General features: G+C 60.5%; 20 protein-coding genes and 1 other RNA gene. 20 read left to right on the top strand and 1 reads right to left on the bottom strand.

What is annotated here, in order from left to right; all coding sequences use genetic code 11:
- The first annotated feature begins 60 nt into the window (after nucleotides 1-60).
- From rnpB to murB, 13 genes are all read left to right on the top strand, one after another.
- An RNA gene (gene rnpB, locus ACIQWP_RS12690) (RNase P RNA component class A) lies at nucleotides 61-460 on the top strand.
- 431 nt (nucleotides 461-891) lie between these two features.
- A complete protein-coding gene (gene mraZ / locus ACIQWP_RS12685) occupies nucleotides 892-1,332 on the top strand; it encodes a division/cell wall cluster transcriptional repressor MraZ (protein WP_402787259.1) in 441 nt (146 codons plus the stop codon).
- 14 nt (nucleotides 1,333-1,346) lie between these two features.
- Nucleotides 1,347-2,372, top strand: a complete 1,026-nt coding sequence (rsmH, locus tag ACIQWP_RS12680) for a 16S rRNA (cytosine(1402)-N(4))-methyltransferase RsmH (RefSeq protein ID WP_402787256.1) — start codon at nucleotides 1,347-1,349, stop codon at nucleotides 2,370-2,372.
- Between the two features lies 1 nt (nucleotide 2,373).
- The gene (locus ACIQWP_RS12675) at nucleotides 2,374-2,895 is read left to right on the top strand and encodes a hypothetical protein (RefSeq protein ID WP_402787253.1); all 522 of its coding nucleotides are present in this window, start codon (nucleotides 2,374-2,376) and stop codon (nucleotides 2,893-2,895) included.
- The gene (locus ACIQWP_RS12670) at nucleotides 2,895-4,649 is read left to right on the top strand and encodes a peptidoglycan D,D-transpeptidase FtsI family protein (protein ID WP_402787250.1); all 1,755 of its coding nucleotides are present in this window, start codon (nucleotides 2,895-2,897) and stop codon (nucleotides 4,647-4,649) included. The genes ACIQWP_RS12675 and ACIQWP_RS12670 overlap by 1 nt, the downstream gene beginning before the upstream one ends.
- A gap of 66 nt (nucleotides 4,650-4,715) precedes the next feature.
- Nucleotides 4,716-6,179, top strand: a complete 1,464-nt coding sequence (locus ACIQWP_RS12665; protein WP_402787247.1) for a UDP-N-acetylmuramoyl-L-alanyl-D-glutamate--2,6-diaminopimelate ligase — start codon at nucleotides 4,716-4,718, stop codon at nucleotides 6,177-6,179.
- The gene (locus ACIQWP_RS12660; RefSeq protein ID WP_402787244.1) at nucleotides 6,176-7,636 is read left to right on the top strand and encodes a UDP-N-acetylmuramoylalanyl-D-glutamyl-2,6-diaminopimelate--D-alanyl-D-alanine ligase; all 1,461 of its coding nucleotides are present in this window, start codon (nucleotides 6,176-6,178) and stop codon (nucleotides 7,634-7,636) included. The genes ACIQWP_RS12665 and ACIQWP_RS12660 overlap by 4 nt, the downstream gene beginning before the upstream one ends.
- An 11-nt stretch (nucleotides 7,637-7,647) precedes the next feature.
- Nucleotides 7,648-8,769, top strand: a complete 1,122-nt coding sequence (gene mraY / locus ACIQWP_RS12655) for a phospho-N-acetylmuramoyl-pentapeptide-transferase (protein WP_402787241.1) — start codon at nucleotides 7,648-7,650, stop codon at nucleotides 8,767-8,769.
- 7 nt (nucleotides 8,770-8,776) lie between these two features.
- Entirely contained in the window at nucleotides 8,777-10,189 is a 1,413-nt protein-coding gene (murD, locus tag ACIQWP_RS12650; protein ID WP_402787238.1) for a UDP-N-acetylmuramoyl-L-alanine--D-glutamate ligase, read from the top strand.
- Between the two features lies 1 nt (nucleotide 10,190).
- A complete protein-coding gene (gene ftsW / locus ACIQWP_RS12645; protein ID WP_402787235.1) occupies nucleotides 10,191-11,345 on the top strand; it encodes a putative lipid II flippase FtsW in 1,155 nt (384 codons plus the stop codon).
- A 181-nt stretch (nucleotides 11,346-11,526) separates the two neighbouring features.
- The gene (gene murG, locus ACIQWP_RS12640; protein WP_402787232.1) at nucleotides 11,527-12,648 is read left to right on the top strand and encodes an undecaprenyldiphospho-muramoylpentapeptide beta-N-acetylglucosaminyltransferase; all 1,122 of its coding nucleotides are present in this window, start codon (nucleotides 11,527-11,529) and stop codon (nucleotides 12,646-12,648) included.
- Entirely contained in the window at nucleotides 12,645-14,060 is a 1,416-nt protein-coding gene (gene murC, locus ACIQWP_RS12635; protein WP_402787229.1) for a UDP-N-acetylmuramate--L-alanine ligase, read from the top strand. Before murG ends, murC begins: the two co-directional genes overlap by 4 nt.
- Entirely contained in the window at nucleotides 14,057-15,031 is a 975-nt protein-coding gene (gene murB, locus ACIQWP_RS12630; protein ID WP_402787226.1) for a UDP-N-acetylmuramate dehydrogenase, read from the top strand. Before murC ends, murB begins: the two co-directional genes overlap by 4 nt.
- 92 nt (nucleotides 15,032-15,123) lie before the next feature.
- Here the strand turns inward: murB and ACIQWP_RS12625 are convergent, their stop codons facing one another.
- The gene (locus ACIQWP_RS12625; RefSeq protein ID WP_402787223.1) at nucleotides 15,124-16,455 is read right to left on the bottom strand and encodes an MFS transporter; all 1,332 of its coding nucleotides are present in this window, start codon (nucleotides 16,453-16,455) and stop codon (nucleotides 15,124-15,126) included.
- Nucleotides 16,456-16,709: 254 nt separating this feature from the next.
- Here ACIQWP_RS12625 and aqpZ point away from each other — a divergent pair, with 254 nt between their 5' ends.
- The 7 genes from aqpZ to ACIQWP_RS12590 all read left to right on the top strand — a co-directional run bounded on the left by aqpZ (nucleotide 16,710) and on the right by ACIQWP_RS12590 (nucleotide 25,158).
- Nucleotides 16,710-17,396: an aquaporin Z gene (gene aqpZ / locus ACIQWP_RS12620; RefSeq protein WP_402787220.1), complete on the top strand. Its 687-nt coding sequence runs from the start codon at nucleotides 16,710-16,712 to the stop codon at nucleotides 17,394-17,396.
- A gap of 300 nt (nucleotides 17,397-17,696) precedes the next feature.
- On the top strand, nucleotides 17,697-18,623 hold the full coding sequence (locus ACIQWP_RS12615) for a D-alanine--D-alanine ligase (RefSeq protein ID WP_402787217.1): 927 nt from the start codon (nucleotides 17,697-17,699) through the stop codon (nucleotides 18,621-18,623).
- Entirely contained in the window at nucleotides 18,611-19,543 is a 933-nt protein-coding gene (locus tag ACIQWP_RS12610; RefSeq protein WP_402787214.1) for a cell division protein FtsQ/DivIB, read from the top strand. The genes ACIQWP_RS12615 and ACIQWP_RS12610 overlap by 13 nt, the downstream gene beginning before the upstream one ends.
- Entirely contained in the window at nucleotides 19,540-20,871 is a 1,332-nt protein-coding gene (ftsA, locus tag ACIQWP_RS12605; RefSeq protein ID WP_402787211.1) for a cell division protein FtsA, read from the top strand. Before ACIQWP_RS12610 ends, ftsA begins: the two co-directional genes overlap by 4 nt.
- 102 nt (nucleotides 20,872-20,973) lie before the next feature.
- Nucleotides 20,974-22,713, top strand: a complete 1,740-nt coding sequence (ftsZ, locus tag ACIQWP_RS12600; protein ID WP_402787208.1) for a cell division protein FtsZ — start codon at nucleotides 20,974-20,976, stop codon at nucleotides 22,711-22,713.
- A gap of 329 nt (nucleotides 22,714-23,042) precedes the next feature.
- The gene (lpxC, locus tag ACIQWP_RS12595; RefSeq protein WP_402787205.1) at nucleotides 23,043-23,999 is read left to right on the top strand and encodes a UDP-3-O-acyl-N-acetylglucosamine deacetylase; all 957 of its coding nucleotides are present in this window, start codon (nucleotides 23,043-23,045) and stop codon (nucleotides 23,997-23,999) included.
- 289 nt (nucleotides 24,000-24,288) lie between these two features.
- On the top strand, nucleotides 24,289-25,158 hold the full coding sequence (locus ACIQWP_RS12590) for an outer membrane protein assembly factor BamD (protein WP_402787202.1): 870 nt from the start codon (nucleotides 24,289-24,291) through the stop codon (nucleotides 25,156-25,158).
- Nucleotide 25,159: the final 1 nt, after the last annotated feature.

Raw genomic sequence — 25,159 nt, 5'->3', positions numbered from 1 at the left:
CCGGAACAAAGCCGCATATTTAGGTGGCAATTGTGGGCGGTCTCGGTTAATGAGCCTGTGCCAGTTGGCCGGGCAGCCGCGCTTCATCAATGTCGAAAGACGATGAGGTGAGGAAAGTCCGGGCTCCACGGAAACACGGTGCCGGATAACGTCCGGCGAGGGCAACCTCAGGGAAAGTGCCACAGAAAGCAAACCGCCTGGTCCTCGGATCAGGTAAGGGTGAAAGGGTGGGGTAAGAGCCCACCGCGTCTCTGGAAACAGCGACGGCACGGAAAACCCCACCGGGAGCAAAACCGAATAGGGATGACGCGGAGCGCGCGAGCGCTCCAGCCTGTTTCCAGGCCGGTCATCCGGGTGGGTTGCACGAGGCGTCGCGTAAGCGCCGTCCCAGATGAATGGCTGCCACGTTCCGGCCTCGGTCGGAGCCATACAGAACCCGGCTTACAGGCCAACTGGCAAATCATCGCACTCTTTCAACAAGGGCGTTTCTTGCTCTCCAAAAAATAAATCCGAAAGCCTGCGGATGCCCTGAATTTCCAGGGCTTCCGGTTGTTGCCGGCGAGAGTTTTCGCTTGTGAAAACAACCCGTTTCGGGACGTTGGCTGAAGGCATTCCTAACCTTTCGTTAAACTTAACGGCTTATGAATATTCAAGCTGTGGCCGCGCCTGATGCGGCTTCATCCCATTGACGCCCATATGGTCCCATGGTATCCCAAAAGAACACTGCACTAGGGCAAATCAGAGCCCAATCATCGCAAGACCATGATTGCTCCCGTCCCGGGGGTGTCGACGGGGTGTTCGCTCTTTCGGTTTGCGAAGCTGTGTCCGATTTTGGCTGTGCCTGCGAGCGTGTAGCGGCTTGCGGGTCATGGGGGACGGGTGTTTCGCGTCATGAACCGCTTCCTGTCAAATGCGACCAACCGTATCGATGCCAAGGGGCGGGTTTCCGTACCGGCGGCGTTTCGATCCGTGCTGGCCGAGCGCAATATCCAGGAGCTGTACTGTTTCCAGGACTTTGTGTTCCCGGCGATCAGCGTCGGCGGTCTCGATCTGCTCGATCGCTTCGAGCGGCAGATTGCGGCGGACGATCCTTTTTCGCCGATGGCGAACCAGATGTCGCTCCTCATTCATGGGGGCGGGGTCTTCATGAAGCTCGACGCGGAAGGGCGGCTGATGGTCACGGATTTCATTCGCGACTTCACCGGAATTACAGGCGAAGTGACCTTCGTCGGACGAGCGGATCATTTTCAATTGTGGCGTCCGGAGGGCTTTCTGGCCTTGCAGGCGCAGGCACGAGAGGAGCGCAGGCTGGCGGGCAGGCGCTCGGAATAGAGCGGAGAAACGGAATGGCGGCGAATTCGGGCGGAGGTTCTTCTGATGCCGGTGGCGGACCAGTTCGTCACATTCCGGTTCTTCTTTCCGAGGTGATCGAGGCCCTGGCTCCGGCGCCAGGCAAGATCATCCTCGATGGCACATTCGGGGCCGGCGGCTATACGTCGGCCATTCTTGCCGCCGGTGCGGACGTGATCGCGCTCGATCGCGACCCGACGGCAATTTCGGCAGGGCAGGCGATCGTTTCGGCTCATGATGGCCGGCTCAAGCTCATCCAGTCGCAGTTTTCCCATCTTGCCGACCATGCTCCCGGGGGCGGTCTCGACGGCGTCGTTCTCGATATCGGCGTCTCCTCGATGCAGATCGACGAGGCCGAGCGCGGCTTTTCCTTCAACAAGAACGGCCCGCTCGACATGCGCATGTCGGCAAGCGGCGTGTCGGCCGCCGATGTCGTCAACCGCGCCAAGCTGGCCGATCTCATTCGCATCTTCGTGTTTCTAGGCGAGGAAAAGCAGGCGCCGCGCATCGCTCATGCCATAGAGAAGCGGCGTGCGGAGGCTCCCTTCGTCACCACCCGCGATCTGGCCGGGTTGATCGAGGTCGTGACGCCGCGAAAAGCGAAGGACAAGATTCATCCGGCGACGCGCGTTTTTCAGGCGCTGCGCATCTTCGTCAATGACGAGCTTGGCGAGCTGGCTCAGGCGCTGTTCGCCGCCGAGCGCGCCCTCAAGCCGGGCGGACGTCTTGTCGTTGTGACCTTTCATTCGCTGGAAGATCGGATCGTCAAGAAGTTCCTTGCCGATCGCTCCGGTCGTGCCGTCGGGTCGCGGCACATGCCTGTTGTCACTGAGCGGCCGGCCACCTTCGAGCCGGTCGGCAAGTCGATGATTTCTGCGAGTGACGCTGAGGCGGAAGCCAATCCGCGCGCTCGTTCAGCCAAGTTGCGTGCGGGGGTTCGCACCTTGGCTCCAGCAGAGACGGCAGATCTTGCGATTTTCGATCTGCCCAATCTCGCCAGTCTCGGAAAGCTTGGGGGGTGAAATGCTGAAGACTTTTGACATTGTGCTGATCGGCGTCATGACGGCCACGGCCAGCGTGACCTACACGATCAAGCATCATGCCGAGCTGAAGCTGGAAGAGGTCCATCGCCTCGAGGCCGAAATCAAGCTGGAAAGGGATACGATCGAGCTTCTCAAGGCGGACTGGGCTCTGGTTTCCCAGCCGAACCGCCTCGAGCGTCTCGTCAACAACTATAGCGGCGAACTTCAATTGCAGCCGACGCTTTCGACGGCGATCGTTCAGCCGAGCGAGTTGCCGATGCTGCGCTCGCAACTTCCTCCGCCGACGGTAACGGCGTCAAACGATCCGAAGAGCGGCAAGGCGATTGGGGCCAAGGCCGGTGCGTCGCTTGCTTCCAAGAGCAGCGATACGACGGATGCGGAGATCAGGAAGGCCATAGCTGACGTCGCTGCCGCGCCCGCGCCGCGACCCAAGCCGCCAGCTCTTGCCAAGCGCAAGAAGCCGGATGTCGACAACATAGCAACGGGATCGGTGGGGGAATAATGTCTTTTCTTTCTCGCATCATGGTCCTGAAGAGCAGGGCCCATTTCTCCACCGACGGCAATAACCGCCCGAGCGACGGCGTTTCCCGTTCGACCTTCGAGGGCGCACGCAAGCGCAAGTCCAATCAGGCGAAAAGCCGCGTCGTGCTGCTGGTCGCAAGCTTCATCGCCGTCTATTGCCTGATCGGCGGCCGGCTGGCGCAATTCGCCATGACGCTGCCGGAGACCACGTCGAGCATTCTGCCGCCGGACCGGCTGATGGCCTCGCGTCCTGACATCGTCGACCGCAATGGCGCTCTTCTCGCCACCGATATCCGCACCGTCTCCTTGTTTGCCGAGCCGAACAAGATCATCGATCCCGATGAGGCCGTCGAGGAGCTGCGCAAGGTTCTGCCTGACCTCGACACCAAATCCACCTATAAGAAGCTTTCGGCAAAGTCCTCGCACTTTGCCTGGCTTCGCCGGCAGCTGACGCCGAAGCAGCAGAGCCAGATCCTTGCGCTCGGCATTCCCGGCATTGGCTTCCGCCCGGAGAAGCGTCGCTTCTATCCGGGTGGTACAACTGCTCCCCACATTCTCGGCTACGTCAATATCGACAATCGCGGCGTCGCCGGCATGGAGAAATACATCGACGACCAGGGGCTCGCCGATCTGGCTGCCGCCGGCATGACCAACGATCAGCCGCTGCAGCCGGTGAAGCTTTCGATCGATCTGCGCGTGCAGGGCATCGTCCGCGATGCCGTCGTCAACGCCGTCAAGAATTTCCAGGCGAAGGGTGCTGGCGCCGCAATCATCGACGTCCACACGGGCGAGGTGCTCGGCATGGCTTCGGCGCCCGATTTCGATCCCAATTATCCGAACGAGGGCGCCACCGAAGGCTGGCTCAACCGCATGACGAACGGCACGTTCGAAATGGGCTCCACCTTCAAGACCTTCACCATGGCCATGGCGCTCGATGATGGCAAGGTGACGCTACGCGATGCCTTCGATGCCACCAATCCCATCCGCATCGGTGGCTTTACCATCAAGGATTTCCACGGCCAGCGTCGCGTTTTGACCGTTCCTGAAATTTTCCAGTACTCCTCGAACATCGGCACGGCCAAGATTGCCGATCTCGTCGGTATCGATGGCCATAAGGAATTCCTCACCCGTATCGGCCTGCTCTCGAAGATGCAGACCGAGTTGCCCGAGGTGAAAATGCCATCGCAGCCACGCGTCTGGAAGAAGATCAATTCCATCACGATTTCCTTCGGTCACGGTGTCTCGACGACGCCGCTGCAGACGGCTGTCGCGGGAGCGGCGCTCGTCAATGGCGGTAAGCTGATCGAGCCGACCTTCCTGCCGCGCACGCGCGATCAAGCCGACGCCATCGCCAAGATGGTCATCAAGAAGAGCACCAGCGATGACGTGCGCTTCCTGCTCGAGTTCAACGGCACCAGGGGCTCGGGTCGCAACGCCCGCGTTCCCGGCTACAATGTCGGCAGCAAGACTGGCACGGCCGACAAGGTGGTCAACGGCCGGTATTCGAATACGCTGAACTTCAATACCTTCATGGCCGTCTTTCCGATCGACAATCCACAATACATCGTCATGACCTTCATCGACGAACCTAAGAGCGGCGAGCGCGGCGGCGGGACGATTTCGGCCTTCACGGCCTTGCCGATCGCCCGTGATATCGTCGCCCGCTCGGCGCCGATTCTTGGGGTGCAGCCCAGCTTTGGAAAAGATGACTCGGCCTTGCTGGCGTCTTATTAAGCGTGAAAGAATACACACGTCGATTCGCGAGGGGCGGACTGATCGAGAAGGCGAAAAGTACATTCGATGAACTTGCGGGATATTGCCGGAAACACGTTTCCGGAACTCAACACACAACTTGGCGGGGCGGTTGGCGATCTTGAGATAAGCGGGATCTCCGCCGACAGTCGTAAGGTATCGCCCGGCATGGCCTTTGTTGCCGTGGCCGGCACGAAGGCCGATGGCGCGAGCTTCATCGCCGATGCCGTTTCGCGTGGAGCCTCCGTTGTGGTTGCCGGCCATGAAGCCGATGCCGGCAGCGTGCCTGTGCTGCAGGTCTCCGAGCCGCGCCGGTTCCTCGCGGTCGCCGCTTCACGGTTCTTTGGACGTCAGCCGGAAACGATGGTGGCGGTGACCGGGACGGCCGGCAAGACCTCGGTTGCTTCCTTCACGCGGCAGATCTGGGCCCATGCTGGCCATCCCGCGGCCATGATCGGCACGACGGGCGTCGTTTCGCCGACCCGCAATGAATATGGCGCGCTGACGACGCCCGATCCGGTGTCGTTGCACGAGCTGCTGACCGAACTTGCCGATGAGGGCGTCACGCATGCGGCCATGGAAGCCTCCAGTCACGGCCTCGATCAGTTCCGGCTCGATGGGGTGAAGCTCGCTGCTGCCGCCTTCACCAACCTCGGTCGTGACCACATGGACTATCATCCGACGGTCGAGGACTATATGGCCGCCAAGATGCGGCTGTTCCGGGATTTGCTGCCGAAGGGCTCGCCGGCCGTCATTTTTGCTGACGATGCTTGGTCCGCGCAGGCGATTGCCGCTGCCCACGATGCGGGACAGGACGTGCGCACTGTCGGCCGCAAGGGCGATTTCCTGACGTTGAAGCGCGTCGAGCACTTTCGCCACAAGCAGATCGCCGAGGTCCATATCGGCGACGATATCTTCGAGATTCATATTCCGCTGGCCGGCGATTTCCAGATCGCCAACGCGCTTGTTGCGGCCGGCTTGACCATCTCGACGGGTGTTGCGGCACCGGTTGCCATGGCGGCACTCGAAAAGCTCATCGGTGCGTCCGGCCGTCTGGAGCTCGTCGGTCATACGCATGACGGCGCACTTGCCTATGTCGACTATGCCCACAAGCCGGATGCGCTTGAGAACGTTCTGAATTCGGTACGGCCGTTCACGACGGGCCGCGTCGTCGTCGTCTTCGGCTGCGGCGGGGATCGCGATCGCGGCAAGCGTCCGATCATGGGTGAGATTGCCTGCCGTCTCGCCGATGTCGTCATCGTCACGGATGACAATCCGCGTTCGGAAGATCCGGCAACGATTCGCGCGGAAATCATGGCGGCTGCCGCCTGTGCGGTGGAGATCGGCGATCGTGCCGAAGCGATCCGCAAGGCGGTCGGCCTGCTGAAATCCGGCGACACGCTGATCGTCGCCGGCAAGGGGCATGAGGAAGGTCAGACGATCGGCGGCGTCACGCTGCCATTTTCCGACCATGCCGAATTGCGCAAAGCATTGGAGGATTTGAAGTCTTGAGCTGGCTATGGACAACTGAGGATTTGATCGCCGCAATCTCGGGCCGCTTCGTCGGATCGCTGCCCGCTGGCATTACGGGCATTTCCATAGACAGTCGTTCCATTCAGCCGGGCGAGGCTTTTTTCGCCATCAAGGGCGATCGCGTTGACGGTCACGACTATGCCAATATCGCTATGGCGAACGGCGCAGCATTCATCGTCATAAGTGAGGCACGCCTGCCGGCAATGGGCAGTCTGACCGTGCCGAAGATCGTCGTGGATGACGTCTTGGCGGCGCTTGGGCGACTTGGTGTCGCCAGCCGAAAGCGTACGCAGGCCAAGATCATCGCTGTCACGGGTTCGGTCGGCAAGACGACCACGAAGGAGATGCTGCGCCGTGCGCTGACGCCTTCGGGCAAGGTGCATGCCTCGGTCGCCTCCTTCAACAATCATTGGGGCGTTCCGCTGACATTGGCGCGCATGCCCGAGGACACCGATTTCGGCATTTTCGAAATCGGCATGAACCATCCCGAAGAGATCAGGCCGCTCGTGAAGATGGTGCAGCCGCATGTGGCGATCATCACCACGATCGCGCCGGCCCATCTCGGCAATTTCAATAGTATTAGCGAAATCGCCGCCGCGAAGGCGGAAATCTTCGACGGTGTCGTGCCTGGTGGTCATGCCATTCTCAATCATGACAACGACCAGTTCGAGATGCTGGAGCGGGCAGCTGTCGCGGCCGGCATCGAGCATGTGCACAGCTTTGGCCAGCATGCAAAGGCGGATGTGCGACTCGCCGAATTCAACGCCTCGGAAGAGAATTCCACGCTGTGGCTGACGATCGGTGGCGAGACCATGGAAGTGGCGCTTGGCGCGCCGGGTCGCCATATCGCTGAAAACGCGCTTGCCGTGCTCGGTGCGGTCATGCTCGTGGAGGCCGACCTTGACGAGGCCGTCGATGCCCTCGCGGACCTGCGGGCGGAAAAGGGCAGGGGACAACGCCACAAGCGCGCGATCGGCAACGGCTATCTCACGCTGATCGACGAAAGCTACAACGCCAATCCCGCATCCATGCGCGCGGCAATCGCGCTGCTGGCGACGACATCGCCGCATGCGGGACCGGGCGGCCGGGTGGGCAGGCGGATCGCCATGCTCGGCGACATGTTGGAGATGGGGGATTATGCCCAGCGCGTGCATGCCAACCTTGCCGGGCCACTCTTGGCTGCCGGCATCGAGCATGTCTGGCTGGCTGGTCCGGAGATGGCGGCTTTAAGGGATGAGCTGCCGGATAGTGTTCATGTCGAATATCGCGAGACGACTGAGGAACTCTCGGAATTCGCGCTCAATTCTGTCGCTTCGGGCGACGTGTTGATGTTGAAATCTTCGCTGGGAATGGGATTTGGAAAGATCGTTGCGGCCTTGCTTGACAAGTTTCCCGCATTTTCCGACACGGGCCCCCATACCCATCAGGGGCTTTAGAAAGGGCTCTTATGCTGATCTGGCTTGCCGAACTGTCGGACCATATTCATTTTTTCAGTACTCACTTCAGATTCCTCAATCTGTTCAGATACATCACGTTCCGTACCGGCGGTGCCCTGTTCACGTCAGCGTTGATTGTTTTTCTCTTCGGACCGCGAATCATTTCATCTCTGCGCGTGCGCCAGGGCAAAGGACAGCCGATCCGTGCCGATGGCCCTCAGACGCATTTCAAGAAGGCCGGGACGCCGACCATGGGAGGCCTGATGATCCTTGCCGGCATCGTCGTCTCGTCGCTGCTCTGGGCTGATCTCGCCAATGTCTACGTCGTTGCCACCCTGCTGGTGACGCTCGGCTTCGGCGCCATCGGCTTTTATGACGACTATCTCAAGGTGACCAAACAGAGCGACAAGGGCTTCTCCGGCCGCGCGCGCCTCGGCATCGAATTCGTCATTGCGGGCATTGCAGTGTATTTCATGATGACCACCGCACTGTCCTCCGGTCCCGCCGGTTCGACCTTCGGCTCGTCGGTTGCCTTCCCATTCTTCAAGAGCCTGCTGCTCAATCTTGGCATGTTCTTCGTGTTTTTCGGCGCCTTCGTCATCGTTGCGGCAGGCAATGCCGTCAATCTGACCGACGGCCTTGACGGGCTTGCCATCGTGCCGGTCATGATCGCGGCAGCTTCCTTCGGGATCATCGCCTATCTGGCGGGCAACTTTGTCTTTGCTGATTACCTCGCGATCAATTTCGTACCGGGTACGGGCGAACTGGCGGTGGTTCTTGGTGCGGTGATCGGTGCCGGCCTTGGTTTCCTCTGGTTCAATGCGCCGCCGGCGGCAATCTTCATGGGCGATACCGGCTCGCTGGCGCTGGGTGGTTTGATCGGCTCGGTCGCCGTCGCCACCAAGCATGAGATCGTCATGGCGATCATTGGCGGTCTCTTCGTGCTCGAGGCACTTTCCGTCATCATCCAGGTCGGCTTCTTCAAGATGACCAAGCGCCGCGTTTTCCTGATGGCGCCGATCCACCACCACTTCGAGAAGAAGGGTTGGACGGAAAGCCAGGTCGTCGTGCGTTTCTGGATCGTCGCCGTTATTCTGGCGATGGTCGGCCTGTCCACCCTGAAGCTGCGGTGAGGCATCGATGATCCCAGTCTCCACGCTGAACGGAAAGAAGGTCGCCCTCTTCGGCCTTGGCGGCTCCGGCCTTGCCACGGCGCGCGCGCTCGTCGCCGGTGGCGCCGATGTGACGGCCTGGGACGACAATCCGGACAGCGTGGCCAAGGCGGCTGCGGAGGGAATAACGGTCACTGATCTCAGGACGATCGACTGGAACAGTCTGTCGGTCTTCGTTCTGTCGCCCGGCGTGCCGCTGACGCATCCGAAGCCCCATTGGACTGTCGATCTCGCTCACGCTGCTAGCGTCGAAATCATCGGCGACGTCGAGCTTTTCGTTAGGGAACGGCGGGCGCATGCGCCGGATTGCCCATTCATCGCCATTACCGGGACGAACGGCAAGTCGACGACGACGGCGTTGATCGCCCATATCCTGCAGTCAAGCGGACGGGACACGCAGCTCGGCGGCAATATCGGTACGGCAATCTTGACGCTCGATCCGCCGAAGGCCGGCCGTTTTTATGTCGTCGAATGCTCGTCCTACCAGATCGATCTGGCACCGACCCTCAACCCTTCCGCCGGCATTCTGCTGAACCTGACGCCCGATCATCTCGATCGTCATGGTACGATGCAGCATTATGCCGATATCAAGGAGCGACTGGTCGCCGGCAGCGACGTTGCCGTGGTCGGCGTCGATGACAGCTATTCTTCCTTGATTGCCGATCGCATCGAGCGCGCTGGCACCAAGGTAATGCGGATTTCGCGCCGGCACGCATTGGCGGATGGCCTCTATGCGGAGACGAGCAGCATCGTTCAGGCATCGAACGGCGCGGCGAGCGAGATCGCCGACCTCGACGGCATCGAGACCCTACGCGGCGGCCATAATGCACAGAACGCAGCGGCGGCAATCGCGGCCTGCCTTGCCGTCGGTGTCTCCCCTGACGAGATCCGGGCCGGCTTGAAATCCTTTCCTGGCCTCAAGCATCGCATGCAGCCTGTGGGAAAGCGCGGCCGGGTCGTCTTCGTCAACGATTCCAAGGCGACCAATGCGGATGCGGCCGCACCTGCGCTTTCGAGCTACGAGAATATCTACTGGATTGCCGGTGGTCTGCCGAAGGAGGGCGGTATCACCACCCTGGCGCCACTCTTTCCGCGCATCGCCAAGGCCTATCTGATCGGCGAGGCGGCGCCAGCCTTTGCGGCGACGCTCGGCGACCGGGTGCCCTATGAGATTTCCGGTACGCTGGAGCGTGCAGTCGCGCATGCTGCCGCGGATGCGGACAGGGACGAGCATGGGTCCGCGGCGGTGATGCTTTCACCGGCTTGCGCAAGCTTCGATCAGTATAAGAATTTCGAGGTCAGGGGCGACGCCTTCGTCAGCCATGTCGCTGCGATCGATGGCGTCACCATGCTGATCGGTTCAGCAGCTGGAGGCAAATAATATGGTAAGCCGCGTTGAACGTGGGGCCTTGGCCGAGTGGTTCTGGACCATCGACCGTGTATTTCTCGCCCTTTTCATCCTCTTGATCGGCATCGGCTTCATGTTGTCCTTCGCGGCGTCGCCGGCGGTGGCGGAGCGCATCGGGCTTGAGCCGTTCCACTTCGTCAAGCGCCATGCCCTGTTTCTGGTTCCGGCGATCGCGGCGATGATCGGCATTTCCTTCATGACGCCCAGACAGGTGCGAAGGACGGCGGTCATCCTGCTCGTCGTGTCGCTAGCGATGATGCTTTTTGCGCTTTTCTTCGGCGTTGAAGTCAAGGGGTCCAGGCGCTGGGTCAATATCGCGGCCTTGTCGATCCAGCCTTCGGAATTCATGAAGCCCGCTTTCGTCGTCGTCTGCGCCTGGCTGTTTTCCGAACATGCGCGCCAGCCGGAGATCCCGGGCAATCTCTTCGCCATCATCCTCTTCGGCATCGTCGTCGCATTGCTCGTCGCGCAGCCTGACCTTGGCCAGACCATCCTGACAACAGCCGTATGGGGCGGCATGTTCTTCATGGCCGGCATGCCGTGGCTGTGGATCATCGTGCTCGGCGGTCTCGGCGCGGGTGGTTTCGTGACGGCCTATTATGTGTTCGATCACGTGGCGCAACGCGTGAACAAGTTCATGACGGGCGAGGGCGATACATTCCAGGTCGACACTGCCAAGGAAGCGATCGTTCACGGCACCTGGTTTGGCGTCGGTCCGGGCGAAGGCACCGTCAAGCGCATCATTCCGGACGCCCATACCGACTTCATCTTCTCCGTCGCAGCCGAAGAGTTCGGCGCCATCTTCTGCATGGCGCTCGTGCTGATCTTTGCTTTTCTCGTGCTGCGCGGCCTGTCGCATGCCTACAAGGAAAAGAACGACTTCAACCGCTTCGCCGTCGCTGGCTTGGTGCTGCAGATCGGTATTCAGTCGATCATCAACATCGGCGTGAACCTGCAGCTGCTGCCGGCCAAGGGCATGACGTTGCCGCTGATTTCCTACGGTGGCTCGTCGATGACCGCGATCTGCGTGACCGCGGGCTTCATCCTGGCGTTGACGCGTCACAGGCCGGAAAAGCGTGCACAGGATCGCAGCCAGTTCCGCGTGACGCACGGGCTGCCGGCGGAGTGATCGTCTTGGGACTACCTGTTTTTCGCTCTCGATATCTCCTGCCCGTTCTTGATTCTCTGGTCGCTTTTCCAGGAGCGGCGGTCTATGAGGGGGGCTTGGTTTGCACCGATGACGCGGTCATGGCGACTTCCTATATTAGGGAGATGCCCCGGGTAGTGGGGTATTCGCGGGAGCGAAAATTATGAGTAAAGGCATTGTCCTTCTTGCCGCCGGCGGAACCGGCGGTCACGTATTTCCGGCCGAGGCACTGGCCTATAAGTTGAGAGAGCGCGGCTATTCCGTGCACCTCGTCACCGACAGCCGCGCCGAACGCTTTGCCGGCAAATTTCCGGCCGACGAAGTCCATGTCGTGCCCTCGGCGACGATCGGTTCGAAGAACCCGTTGAAGGTCGCAGGCGCCCTGTGGACGCTGTGGACCGGCATGCGCGCAGCGCGCAAGCTGATCCAGCGCATCAAGCCCGTCTGTGTCGTCGGCTTCGGCGGCTATCCGACGGTTCCGCCGCTTCTGGCCGCCACGCGCATGGGCGTGCCGTCCATGCTGCATGAGCAGAATGCGGTCATGGGCCGCGCCAACAAGATGCTGGCGACGCGCGTTCGCGCGATTGCGGGCGGCTTCCTGACGGAAAATGGCGCGTTTGCCGAGAAGACGGTGACGACGGGCAATCCGGTGCGTCCGGCCGTCATCGAGGCTGCCAAGCGTCCCTATGTGCCGTCCGGTCCGGACGACCCTTTCAACCTGGTGGTTTTCGGCGGCAGCCAGGGCGCGCAGTATTTCTCGAAGGCCGTTCCGACGGCGATCAGCCTGCTTGAGGAGCCGCTGCGCAAGCGCCTGCGGATCACGCAGCAGGTGCGTCCTGAGGATATGGAAACGGTCAACAGCTGCACGAGAAGGTTGGAGATGGGCGCCGATGTCGCACCGTTCTTCAACGATATGGCGGAGCGGATTGGCGCCGCACATCTGGTTCTGTGTCGCTCCGGGGCCTCGACCGTATCCGAGCTTGCCGTCATCGGCCGTCCGGCGATCCTCGTGCCCTATCCTCACGCGCTGGATCACGACCAGGCAGCCAATGCCGCGGCACTGGCGGCAACCGGTGGCGTCAAAGTCATCGTGCAGTCGGAACTGACGCCGGAGAAACTTTCCACCATTCTGCGCGGCTCCATGACCATGCCGGAAAAGCTCGCCAAGATGGCCGCCGCCGCCAAGCAGGCGGGGAAACCGGATGCGGCAAACTTGCTTGCCGACATGGTTGAGGCTATTGCCGCGGGACGTTCAATTCAGCAATTCAAGGGGGCAGGCGCATGAAGCTGCCGAAGGCAATCGGCCTTGTGCATTTTATCGGTATCGGCGGTATCGGGATGAGCGGCATTGCCGAGGTGTTGCATAACCTCGGCCATCGCGTGCAGGGTTCCGATCAATCGGAAAGCGCCAACGTGCAGCGACTGCGCGACAAGGGCATTCCGGTTCATATCGGTCACAAGGCGGAAAACCTCGGCGATGCCGAAGTCGTTGTCGTCTCCACCGCCATCAAGAAGACCAATCCGGAACTGGCCGCCGCGCGCGAAAAGCTGCTGCCGGTCGTGCGCCGCGCCGAAATGCTGGCGGAATTGATGCGCTTCCGCAGTGCGATCGCCATCGGCGGCACGCATGGCAAGACCACGACGACCTCGCTCGTGGCGACGCTTCTGGAAGCCGGTGGCCTTGACCCCACAGTCATCAACGGCGGCATCATCAATGCCTATGGCACGAATGCGCGCATGGGCGCCGGCGAGTGGATGGTGGTCGAGGCCGACGAGTCGGACGGCACGTTTCTGAAACTGCCCGCCGACGTCGCGGTCGTGACCAATATCGATCCGGAGCATCTCGACCACTACGGCAATTTCGATGCCGTGCGGGCCGCCTTCCGGCAGTTCGTCGAGAATGTACCGTTCTACGGTTTCGGCGTCATGTGCATCGACCATCCCGAGGTGCAGTCGCTCGTCGGCCGTATCGAGGACCGCAAGGTCATCACCTATGGCGAAAATCCGCAGGCGGACGTGCGTTTCTCGAATGTTCGCATCGATGGCACGCGTTCGCTGTTCGATATCGAAATCCGCAGGCGCCGCACCGGCAAGGTGATCCACATCAAGGATCTCGTCATGCCGATGCCGGGCCGCCACAATATTTCCAATGCGACGGCGGCCGTCGCGGTTGCCAACCGCCTCGGAATTTCCAGCGAGGCGATCGCCAAGGGGCTTGCATCCTTCGGCGGCGTCAAGCGCCGCTTCACGCTGACCGGCGAGTGGAACGGGATCAAGGTCTTCGACGACTACGGTCATCACCCCGTCGAGATCAAGGCCGTGCTGAAGGCCGCGCGCGAAGCCTGCAACGGCCGCGTCATCGCGATCCACCAGCCGCATCGCTATACGCGCCTGTCGAGCCTCTTCGAAGAGTTCGCCGCCTGCTTCAACGATGCCGACAGCATCTTCCTGGCGCCCGTCTACGCGGCCGGCGAGGACCCTATCGAGGGCGTGGATTCACAGACACTGGTTTCGCGCATCAAGGCAAGCGGCCATCGCGATGCGCGCTATCTACCATCACAGGAAGATCTTGCCGCCATGGTTGCAGAGATTGCGCAACCGGGTGATTTTGTGGTTTTGTTGGGAGCCGGCAGCATCACATATTGGGCAGCATCATTGCCAAAGGAATTGGAAGGCCTCTCAGGTAAGTCCGCATGAAACAGGTCAATGGAGAAAAGCTTCTGGCGTCGCTCGGCGACGGTGTAAAGGACATCAGGGGTCGGCTGACGCCGGACGCGCCGATGGATCGTGTGACGTGGTTCCGTGCCGGCGGACTGGCGGAGCTGATGTTCCAGCCGCATGACACGGACGATCTCATCGCCTTTCTGAAGATCCTGCCGGAAGAGGTGCCGCTGACGGTCGTCGGCGTGGGTTCGAACATATTGGTGCGCGACGGCGGGATTCCGGGCGTCGTGCTCAGGCTTTCGGCCAAGGGCTTCGGCGCCGTCGAACTTGTCGGCGAAAACCGCATCCTGGCCGGCGCCATCTGCCCCGACAAGCACGTCGCGGCCATGGCGATGGATAATGGCATCGGCGGGTTCCATTTCTATTACGGCATTCCTGGCAGCATTGGCGGTGCCGCGCGCATGAATGCTGGCGCCAACGGTGCCGAGACCCGCGAGCGCGTCGTCGAGGTGCATGCGGTCGACCGCAAGGGCGATAAGCATGTCCTGACCAATGCCGAGATGGGTTATTCCTATCGTCATTCCGACGCCTCTGAAGACCTGATCTTCACGCATGTCCTCTTTGAGGGCTATCCGGAGGATCGGGCCACGATTCGCGCCGAGATGGATGCCGTGCGCGCCCATCGCGAAACCGTGCAGCCGATTCGGGAAAAGACCGGCGGCTCGACCTTTAAGAATCCGGACGGCCTGTCGGCCTGGAAGCTGATCGATGAGGCAGGTTGCCGCGGTCTCGTCATTGGCGGTGCGCAGATGTCGTCGCTGCATTGCAACTTCATGATCAACATGGAGCAGGCGACGGGCTACGATCTGGAGTATCTGGGCGAGCAGGTTCGCCGCGAGGTTTTCGAAAAGTCTGGCGTCAAGCTGGAATGGGAAATCAAGCGCCTTGGCCACTTCATGCCCGGCCGTGAAGTCCACCCGTTCCAGGGTGTCACGACGGAATAGGCTTGGGCCGCAACCGGCGCAAACTTCATAAAATGATTCAACAAAAAGGCCGGGTTTTCACCCGGCCTTTTCAATTGCTTATGCTTGTTTTCTCAGACTTCGTCGTTGCCCGAGAGCAAGATGCCGATCAAGGAGAGCACCGCAGCGCCGGCGAGATAGTAGCCGACATAGACTAGACCGTAATTGGTCGCGAGCCAGGTGGCGATGTAAGGCGCCAGGGACGCGCCGACGATGCCGCCGAGATTGAAGGTCATGGATGCGCCGGTATAGCGCACGGTGGTCGGGAAGGGCGCAGCCAGTGCCGCGCCGATCGGGCCATAGGTGAAGCCCATCAAGGCCAGGCCGATGATCGAGCAGGCGAAGGCGCCTGCAAGGCCCGCCGTCAGCAGCGACGAATAGAACAGGCCGAAGATCAGAATGCCGATGGTCGTCAGGATCAGAACCAGCCGGCGCGAATAACGGTCCGACAAAAGGCCCGAGATCGGGATCATCAGACCGAAGAAGACGACGCCGACGAGCTGGACGACCAGGAACTGACCCTGCGAATAGCCGAGACCTGCCGGCAGCGCTCCAGTACCCGGAGGCCGGGTGCCCCAGCTGAGTGTAAAGGCCGTCATCAGATAGAACAGCACGAAGGTGGCGACCGCGATGATGGTGCCGAGGATCAGGCTGCGCAGATGCGAGCGGAAGATGACCGCGATCGGCACGGAAACCCGTTCTTCCTTCTCGATGGCGCGCTGGAATTCCGGGGTTTCGGTGATCTTCAGGCGGACATAGAGGCCGACGGCGACCAGCACGATGCTGATCAGGAAGGGGACGCGCCAGCCGTAGCTGAGGAAATCGGCGTCGGTCATGGTTTCGCGCAGGATCAGGAAGAGGCCCGCCGAGAGGATGAAGCCGATCGGGGCGCCGAGCTGCGGGAACATGGCGTACCAGCTGCGCTTGCCTTCCGGAGCGTTTTCCGTTGCAAGCAAGACCGCACCACCCCATTCGCCGCCGAGCCCAAGGCCCTGACCGAGACGGCAAAGTGCCAGCAGAATCGGTGCGAGAACGCCGATCGACTCATAGGTCGGCAACAGGCCGATCACGATGGTCGAAAGGCCCATGGTCATCAGCGCCGCGACGAGCGTCGCCTTGCGGCCGATCCGGTCGCCGAAATGGCCGAAAATCATCGCGCCGATCGGGCGAGCGAAGAAGGCGATGGAGAAGGTGGCAAAGGACTGCAGCGTCGCCGACGTCGGATCGCTTGCCGGGAAGAACAGCTTCGGGAAGACGATAACCGCCGCCGTCGCATAAACATAGAAATCGAAAAATTCGATCGTTGTGCCGATAAGGCTCGCGATCAGAACACGTGCCGGGGAATTCGCAACAGCATTGTTCGATGACGAGGGGGTCGGCGATAAAGGAGATATCGCGTCAGTCATGTTCCCACCAGTTCAGATGATGCTAAGGCGCGCTTAGCGGATAAAAATTGTCCTTAGCGTAATTTTTGTTCAACGCAAACGCTAACTGCGCAAGAAATCAGCGGTTGCGTGCTATTATTTTGCCGTAATTGTTGATTCGTGAGCAATCAGGCGGGCGTTTGTTGTTGGGGGGGCGTACTCCGGCGAGTCCTTGCTGGAATCTTTTCACCAACAACCGATTCTCGCTTGGATTGCGGGCTGAGGAGAAGGGTTTCATGCAGAAAAAACTCATTGCTGAGTTTCTTGGGACGTTTTGGCTCGTATTCGGCGGCTGCGGCAGTGCGATCTTCGCAGCGGCATATCCGAGCCTTGGTATCGGTTTTCTAGGTGTTGCCTTTGCGTTTGGTCTAACCGTGCTGACCATGGCTTTTGCCGTCGGCGGCATATCGGGCGGGCATTTCAATCCGGCCGTTTCGGTTGGCCTGACGGTGGCTGGCCGCTTTCCCGGCGGGCAGCTCATTCCCTATATCATTGCGCAAGTGATCGGCGCGATCGCCGCGGCGGCGGTGCTCTATCTGATCGCAAGCGGCAAGGCTGATTTCCAGCTCGGCGGCTTTGCGGCAAACGGCTATGGGGAACATTCTCCCGGCGGCTACTCCATGGTCTCGGCATTGGTGGCCGAGATCGTGCTGACCCTGTTCTTCCTGGTCGTGATTCTCGGCTCGACGAGCAGCAAGGTGCCGGCCGGCTTCGCGCCGATCGCCATCGGTCTGGCGCTGACGCTGATCCACCTGATCTCGATCCCGATCACCAACACATCCGTCAATCCGGCCCGCTCGACGGGGCAGGCGCTGTTTGTCGGCGGTTGGGCCTTGCAGCAGCTTTGGCTGTTCTGGGTCGCGCCTATCGTCGGCGGAGCGTTGGGCGGCTTAGTCTGGAAACTGGTCGACGACAGCGAGTGATATCGGCCTCATTTCAAGGCTTTGAGCCCCGCATCGATCCGTCGATGCGGGGCTCTTTGTTTAAAAAAATCTAAATGTAGCGATTTCAAAAGTAGCAACTCCATGATTCCAATGGCAGAATTCTTTAAGTAGGTTTGATTCGAGCCATTCGGTCATCGCCAGGACGGCGGAAAGTTAACGAAAGTAAACGCTTCATTAACCTTAATGTCGTTCTAATCGGCCTATTGAAAACGGGGCAAGAATCGCGGTTAGGCGAGGCCCTGCAAAAGCAGTGTAGAGACCGTGAAGTCGGGGGTATTGATGGGTGGCAAGCATGTGGCTGTCCTTTTGGGCGGATTTTCCTCGGAGAGGCCCGTCAGCCTTTCCTCGGGAAAGGCATGTGCCGATGCCCTCGAAGCGGAAGGCTTCCAGGTTGCCCGTGTCGACGTCGATCATGATGTCGCCAGCCGCCTTGCGGAGCTGAAGCCCGACGTCGTCTTCAATGCGCTGCATGGTCCCTTCGGCGAAGACGGTACCATTCAGGGCATTCTCGAATATCTGCAGATTCCCTATACGCATTCCGGCGTGCTTGCCTCGGCTCTCGCGATGGACAAGTCCCGCGCGAAGACGGTTGCGGCGGCGGCGGGTATTCCGGTTGCCAGCTCGATCGTGATGGATCGCTTCGCCATTGTCGGCGAGCATCCGATGAAGCCGCCTTATGTCGTCAAGCCGGTGCGCGAGGGCTCAAGCTTCGGTGTCGTGATCGTCAAGGAAGATCAGGCACATCCGCCGCAGATCATCACGTCGTCCGAATGGCGCTACGGCGACGAGGTGCTGGTCGAGCGCTATATCCATGGCCGCGAGCTGACCTGCGGCGTCATGGACGGCAAGGTTCTCGGCGTCACCGAGATCGTGCCGCTCGGCCACAGCTTCTATGATTACGACGCCAAGTACGCCAAGGGTGGTTCAAAACATGTCTTGCCGGCGGAAATTTCACCGAATCTTTACCAAAACATACAAACATTATCGTTAAGGGCGCATGAAGCTATCGGCTGCCGCGGTGTTAGTCGATCTGACTTCCGTTTTGACGATCGCTTTTCCGAAGAGGGCGAACTTGTCTGGTTGGAGATCAATACCCAGCCCGGCATGACTCCTACCTCCCTGGTGCCTGAAATGGCCGCTCATGCCGGCTACTCTTTTGGTGAATTTCTCCGGTGGATGGTGGAGGACGCGTCTTGTTTGCGCTGACGGTCAAAAATATGAGGCGGTCCCGTCATCGCGTCCCGCTCGCCATCGACGACGTCGAGGACGCATTCGTCCTGCCACGTCCGCTGCGCCGCGCGGTTCGCTTCCTTGTCAGCCTCGGTTCGGGGCGCATCAATATTCCCGCACACACGGGTACGGTTTCGACCTTCGTCCTTCTTGCCGTGACCGGCCTTTACGGCATGTCCGTCGGCGGCCACACCCAGGCTGTCGCCGAGGCGACGACGTCCGCCGCGGGTTTTGCGATCGAAGATGTGAAAGTCTCCGGCAACGATGAGACCTCCGAAATCGAGATCCTGCAGCTGCTCGGCCTCGACGGCACCACCTCGCTCGTGGCTCTCAATGCGGATGCGGCTCGTCAGAAGATCGCGAACCTGCCCTGGGTTCAGAATGTCGAGGTTCGCAAGGTTTATCCAAGAACCGTCGAGGTAAAGCTGAAGGAGCGCAAGGCTTACGCCATCTGGCAGCACGGCTCCGAGCTTTCGCTGATCCAGAGGGATGGCAGCGTGATTGCGCCGCTGCGCGACAACAAGTTTGCCAAGTTGCCGCTCTTCGTTGGCCGCGATGCCGAAACTGCCGCTGCCTCCATCGATGACCAGTTTGCCAAGTGGCCGGATGTTCGCGGCCATGTGAAGGCTTTCGTGCGCGTCGCCGGCCGCCGCTGGGATCTCTATCTCGACAACGGCGTGACCATCAAATTGCCGGAAGACAATATCGATGGTGCGCTCGCACGCCTGACCAGGCTCGACAAGGATGAGAATCTTCTGCAGCGCGATATCGCCGCCGTCGATCTCCGTCTCGATGATCGTACCGCGATCGAGTTAACCCCGGATGCCGCAGTTCGTCGCCAGGCCGCAGTCGATGCAAGAAACAAGGCTTTGAAGAAAGCAGGTCAGGATACATGAGCTTATTCGGTTCGTCCCATTTCGGCCTGCCTCGGTTGAAGCCGCTGTCTTCGAAGCGGTCGCACATCGTCTCGGTCCTCGACATCGGCTCGACGAAGGTCGTCTGCATGATCGGCCGCCTGACGCCGCGCGAGGAGAGTCAGGTTCTCCCGAACCGCACGCACAATATCGAGATCATCGGTATTGGCCATCAGCGTTCCCGCGGCATCAAGACCGGCGTGATCGCCGATCTCGACGCTCTCGAAGGCGTCATCAGGCTTGCTGTCGATGCCGCCGAACGCATGGCTGGCCTGACCGTCGACAGCCTGATCGTCAATGTCTCGGCCGGCCGTCTCGGCAGCGACATCTATACCGCGACCATCGATCTCGGCGGTCAGGAAGTCGAAGCCAATGATCTGAGAAAGGTTCTGGCTGCAGCTTGCCAGCAGTCGATCCGCCAGGAGCGTGCCGTGCTGCATTCGCTGGCGACCGGCTATTCTCTCGACGGCGAGCGCGGCATTCGCGATCCCCTGGCGATGTTCGGTGATGCGCTCGGTGTCGACATGCATGTGGTGACGGCCGAGCGCGCGGCGCTTCGCAATCTTGAGCTCTGCATCAACCGCGCGCATCTTTCGGTCGAGGGCATGGTGGCAACACCCTATGCCAGTGGTCTTGCCGCTCTCGTGGACGACGAAGTCGAGCTCGGCTGCGCCGCGATCGACATGGGCGGCGGCACGACGACGATCTCGGTCTTTGCCGAGGGCAAGCTGGTGCATACCGATGCCGTGAGCCTCGGTGGCCATCATGTCACCACGGACCTTGCTCGCGGCCTTTCCACGCGCATCGAGGATGCCGAGCGGCTGAAGGTCGTCCATGCCTCGGCGCTCGCGAATTCTTCGGAAGAGCGTGAACTGATTTCCATCCCGCCGATCGGCGAAGATGAGCGTGACCAGCCGACGCAGGTGCCGAAGGCCCTGGTGTCGCGCATCGTCAAGGCTCGTATCGAGGAGACCCTCGAGCTCATTCGCGATCGCATCCAGCGTTCGGGCTTCAGCCCGATCGTCGGCAAGCGCGTCGTCCTGACGGGCGGTGCCAGCCAGCTGACCGGTCTGCCCGACGTGGCGCGCCGGGTACTTGCCCGCAATGTCCGCATCGGTCGTCCGATGGGCGTGTCCGGTCTGCCGACGGCAGCCAAGGGGCCGGCTTTTTCGACGGCGGTCGGTCTGATGATCTATCCGCAGGTCGCAGACATGGAAACACATGCGCCGAGCAGCGGTCTGCTCTCGTCGCTTGGGGGTAACAACAGCCGGATCGGCCGTGTCGGCCAGTGGTTGAAAGAGAGTTTTTGAGTGCCTGATCCCGGAAAGTTCTTCCGGGGTAAGCGTCAGGCAAGTGAAATCAGTGAATTGGCCGGCGTGGCGATGCGGCCATAAAGAGAAGGAACGGGTACAATGACTATCAAGCTGCATAAGCCAGATATCACCGAGCTTAAGCCGCGAATCACCGTGTTCGGTGTTGGTGGCGGTGGCGGCAATGCCGTCAACAACATGATCACGGCAGGCTTGCAGGGCGTCGATTTCGTCGTCGCCAACACCGATGCGCAGGCGCTGACCATGACGAAGGCGGAGCGGATCATCCAGCTCGGCGTCAACGTCACGGAAGGTCTCGGTGCCGGCTCGCAGCCGGAAGTCGGTCGTGCAGCTGCCGAAGAGTGCATCGACGAAATCATCGATCATCTGAATGGCACGCATATGTGCTTCGTCACCGCCGGCATGGGCGGTGGTACGGGTACGGGTGCCGCGCCTGTTGTCGCGCAGGCCGCTCGCAACAAGGGCATCCTGACCGTCGGCGTCGTGACCAAGCCGTTCCACTTCGAAGGTGGCCGCCGGATGCGGCTCGCTGAGATGGGCATCCAGGAACTGCAGAAGTCGGTCGACACGCTGATCGTCATTCCGAACCAGAATCTGTTTCGCATCGCCAACGACAAGACGACTTTCGCCGACGCGTTCTCGATGGCCGACCAGGTTCTCTATTCGGGCGTTGCCTGCATCACCGACCTGATGGTGAAGGAAGGTCTCATCAACCTCGACTTCGCCGACGTGCGTTCGGTCATGCGCGAAATGGGTCGCGCCATGATGGGTACCGGCGAGGCTTCCGGCCAGGGCCGCGCAATGCAGGCTGCTGAAGCTGCCATTGCCAACCCGCTGCTCGATGAAACCTCGATGAAGGGCGCACAGGGCCTCTTGATCTCGATCACCGGTGGTCGTGATCTCACCCTGTTCGAAGTCGATGAAGCCGCGACCCGCATCCGCGAAGAAGTCGATCCCGACGCGAACATCATCCTCGGCGCCACCTTCGACGAATCGCTCGAGGGCATCATCCGCGTTTCCGTCGTCGCAACGGGCATCGACCGTGCAATGAACGAGGCAGCCGACAGAGGCATGGAGTTCCGTCCGGCCGCGAAGCCGGCTATGCGTCCTTCCGCGGCCGCCGCTCCGGTAGCGGCCGCAGCCCAGCCTGCCCACGTCGCGCAGGCCCATACCGCACAGGCTGTCGCTCCGGCTCCCCGTACCGTGGACCCGGTCGCCCAGACCATACGTACGGCAGAGGCCGATCTTGAGCGTGAACTGGAATTTCAGATGGGCCGTCAGGCGCATGTCCAGCAGCAGCCGGTGATGACGCAGGCCGCCGCGCCGGAAGAGAATTTCCGTCCGCAGAGCCGCATCTTCGCAGCTGCTCCGGAAGCTCAGCCGGTCCGTCAGGCCCCGGTTCAGCCGCAGCAGCCGGCACCGGTCATGCAGCAGCAGCCGATCATTCGACAGGCTCCCGAGCAGGTCCGCATGCCGAAGGTCGAGGATTTCCCGCCGGTCGTTAAGGCGGAAATGGAACACCGCGCCCAGCCGGCAGCAACCCAGGCTGCTGAAGAGCGTGGTCCGATGGGTCTGCTGAAGCGAATCACCAATTCGCTCGGCCGCCGCGAAGAAGATCCGGCTTTCGACGACATGATGGCTCCGACGAGCAATGCCGCCCCGCAGCAGCAGCGTCGCGCGCCGTCGCCCGAGGCCAGCCTCTACGCTCCGCGTCGCGGCAATCTCGACGATCATGGCCGCCCGGCTCCACAGGCACGCATGGCAAGCCATGAGGACGACCAGCTCGAGATTCCGGCCTTCCTGCGCCGTCAGTCGAACTGACCCGCACTGGACAACCTTTTAATAGGTTGCTAACCATCCTGATGAAATCCGGGGCCGCAAGACCCCGGATTTCCTTATTTTATACCTGTTGTCGTATTTAAAATTATCCAATGAATTCAATCGGCTGCTTTCGTAACAAAACGAAAGAAACAGTGATTTGGAATGCAATGCCCCGGCGAGTATGTAGATACCAAGCAAGCCCGCTGAATCACATTCGATGACGAATGTATGTGACCTGTGTGGCATAGTTAACAGACTGAACCGGCGATAAGGGTAAGCGTCCGAAGATGACCGCCCGGCCTGGATCAGACAGACGAAGGCAGAACTATATGGCAATCGGATTGCTTGGTTTTCAGACCACCATTGCAAACCCCGCGACACTTTCCGGTATTGGCGTTCATTCCGGTGCTAACGTGTCGATCACCTTTTATCCCGCCGAGGCCGGCACCGGTGTTGTTTTTCAGCGCCTGCACGACAATGGCGATGTGACCGAACTTCGCGCCGTTTCGGCGCAGGTCGGCAATACGGACCTCTGCACGGTTCTTGGCTTTTCGCCGGCGCGCTCCGTCGCGACGGTCGAACACGTCATGGCCGCGATCTACGCGATCGGTCTCGATAACGTCGTCGTCGAAGTGAGCGGCGCGGAAATGCCGATCATGGACGGCAGCTCCCATCCGTTTATCGAAGCCATCGAGCAGGCCGGCATCGTTTCGCTCGGCGTCAAGCGTCGCTATATCCGCGTCACCAAGCCGGTACGCATCGAAGCCGGTGGTTCCTGGTGCGAGTTCCGGCCTTATGACGGTACGCGCTTCGAAGTCGAGATCGATTTCGAATGCCCGCTGATCGGCCGCCAGAAGTGGGCAGGCGATCTGACCGCCGAGACCTTCAAGACCGAACTGTCGCGTGCCCGCACGTTCGGCTTCATGCGCGACGTCGAGCCTCTCTGGGCTTCAGGTCATGCGCTCGGCTCGTCGCTGGAAAATTCCGTCGTCATCTCCGACGACAACACTGTCATCAACGTCGAAGGCCTGCGTTATGCCAAGGACGAATTCGTCCGTCACAAGACGCTCGATGCCGTCGGCGACCTGGCTCTGGCCGGCGCGCAGTTCATCGGCTGCTATCGCTCTTATCGCGGCGGCCATCGCATGAATGCGAACGCGCTCAAGGCGTTGCTCAGCGATCCCACGGCTTATGAGGTCGTCGAAACCTCGGCTCCGCGTCATCGCGGTCACAGCCGCGAGTTCATCGCGGTCAACGCTCCCGAATTCGCTCCCTGGTCGGCGTGATCTTTTCGGGATTGGAATGAGAAAAAAGCTGCCGCTCTGATGAGGAGCGGCTCTTTTTTTGGCGGACGACTCACAGGGTTTGTCTTCGGTCGCGCAGCGGCGGCAGGGTAGCGCAGGCCCAAATGAGAAATCCCTGTCAAAACAGTGATTAAAGGCTGCGTATATGCGGTCTTTGCCACAAAAATGCGTTAATGCATGATCAATGCGTTGCCCTGATGGTGTTTTTGCGGCTAGAAACGCCAGCGAGAGAACGCCGTCTCCGCAACGACGGCTATGGGACAGTTATCCGATGGGTTTTGCAAGGTCTGAACGCATGAATATCACAGCACGGGCTTTGCTCGTATCGCTCCTTCTGGTCGGTACCGGTGCGGTGGTGACGGGGTGCAATACGAAAAAGGATATCGACATCACCAAGCTCGGTGTCGATAGCGATCCGCCGGAATTGCTCTACAACCAGGGTCTTGCCAACATCAAGGCAGGCAACATGACCGAGGCTGGCAAGAAGTTCGATGCCATCAACCAGCAGCAGCCCTTCTCGGAATGGGCGCGCAAGGCATTGGTCATGAGCACCTTCGTCAAGTACCGCACGGGTCGCTATGATGACGCGGTGCAGACCGGTAATACCTATCTCAAGCAATATCCGGGCTCCGAAGATGCCGACTACGTCCAGTATCTGGTCGGCTCGTCCTATGCCAAGCAGATCGTCGACGTGACGCAGGACCAGCGCGCGGCACAGCAGACGATCGAGGCGATGACCAAGCTCGTCAACAACTATCCGAAGTCGCAATATGTCAGCGACGCTCAGGAAAAGATCCGCTTTGCCAAGGACCAGCTCGCCGGCAAGGAAATGCAGATCGGCCGTTACTACCTGGAACGCAAGGATTACCTTGCCGCTATTTCCCGCTTCCGCGTGGTCATAGAGCAATATCAGACGACGAACCAGATCGAAGAAGCACTGGCGCGACTCGTCGAAGCTTATTATGCAATGGGTATCGTGCCTGAGGCGCAGACGGCTGCCGCCGTTCTCGGCCACAACTATCCGGACAGCCGCTGGTATAAGGATTCCTATCAGCTGCTGCAGAAGGGTGGCGTGGAGCCGAGCGAAAACTCGGGTTCGTGGATTTCGAGGGCAGGCAAGAAACTTCTTCTTGGGACGTGAG

The organism is Rhizobium sp. NPDC090279 (assembly GCF_044769665.1).
Classification (GTDB): domain Bacteria; phylum Pseudomonadota; class Alphaproteobacteria; order Rhizobiales; family Rhizobiaceae; genus Rhizobium.
Note: the sequence above shows the minus strand (reverse complement) of the source record. Positions and strands in the feature narration are given on the sequence as shown.

What these genes read in the sequence shown, in the direction of transcription:
- aqpZ (WP_402787220.1), top strand. Translation starts at nt 16,710, where the DNA reads ATGCAGAAAAAACTCATTGCTGAGTTTCTTGGGACGTTTTGGCTCGTA.
- murD (WP_402787238.1), top strand. Translation starts at nt 8,777, where the DNA reads ATGATCCCAGTCTCCACGCTGAACGGAAAGAAGGTCGCCCTCTTCGGC.
- mraZ (WP_402787259.1), top strand. Translation starts at nt 892, where the DNA reads ATGAACCGCTTCCTGTCAAATGCGACCAACCGTATCGATGCCAAGGGG.
- murG (WP_402787232.1), top strand. Translation starts at nt 11,527, where the DNA reads ATGAGTAAAGGCATTGTCCTTCTTGCCGCCGGCGGAACCGGCGGTCAC.
- mraY (WP_402787241.1), top strand. Translation starts at nt 7,648, where the DNA reads ATGCTGATCTGGCTTGCCGAACTGTCGGACCATATTCATTTTTTCAGT.
- ftsA (WP_402787211.1), top strand. Translation starts at nt 19,540, where the DNA reads ATGAGCTTATTCGGTTCGTCCCATTTCGGCCTGCCTCGGTTGAAGCCG.
- lpxC (WP_402787205.1), top strand. Translation starts at nt 23,043, where the DNA reads ATGGCAATCGGATTGCTTGGTTTTCAGACCACCATTGCAAACCCCGCG.
- ftsW (WP_402787235.1), top strand. Translation starts at nt 10,191, where the DNA reads ATGGTAAGCCGCGTTGAACGTGGGGCCTTGGCCGAGTGGTTCTGGACC.
- ACIQWP_RS12675 (WP_402787253.1), top strand. Translation starts at nt 2,374, where the DNA reads ATGCTGAAGACTTTTGACATTGTGCTGATCGGCGTCATGACGGCCACG.
- murC (WP_402787229.1), top strand. Translation starts at nt 12,645, where the DNA reads ATGAAGCTGCCGAAGGCAATCGGCCTTGTGCATTTTATCGGTATCGGC.
- rsmH (WP_402787256.1), top strand. Translation starts at nt 1,347, where the DNA reads ATGGCGGCGAATTCGGGCGGAGGTTCTTCTGATGCCGGTGGCGGACCA.
- murB (WP_402787226.1), top strand. Translation starts at nt 14,057, where the DNA reads ATGAAACAGGTCAATGGAGAAAAGCTTCTGGCGTCGCTCGGCGACGGT.
- ACIQWP_RS12590 (WP_402787202.1), top strand. Translation starts at nt 24,289, where the DNA reads ATGGGTTTTGCAAGGTCTGAACGCATGAATATCACAGCACGGGCTTTG.
- ACIQWP_RS12625 (WP_402787223.1), bottom strand. Translation starts at nt 16,455, where the DNA reads ATGACTGACGCGATATCTCCTTTATCGCCGACCCCCTCGTCATCGAAC.
- ACIQWP_RS12670 (WP_402787250.1), top strand. Translation starts at nt 2,895, where the DNA reads ATGTCTTTTCTTTCTCGCATCATGGTCCTGAAGAGCAGGGCCCATTTC.
- ACIQWP_RS12615 (WP_402787217.1), top strand. Translation starts at nt 17,697, where the DNA reads ATGGGTGGCAAGCATGTGGCTGTCCTTTTGGGCGGATTTTCCTCGGAG.
- ACIQWP_RS12665 (WP_402787247.1), top strand. Translation starts at nt 4,716, where the DNA reads ATGAACTTGCGGGATATTGCCGGAAACACGTTTCCGGAACTCAACACA.
- ftsZ (WP_402787208.1), top strand. Translation starts at nt 20,974, where the DNA reads ATGACTATCAAGCTGCATAAGCCAGATATCACCGAGCTTAAGCCGCGA.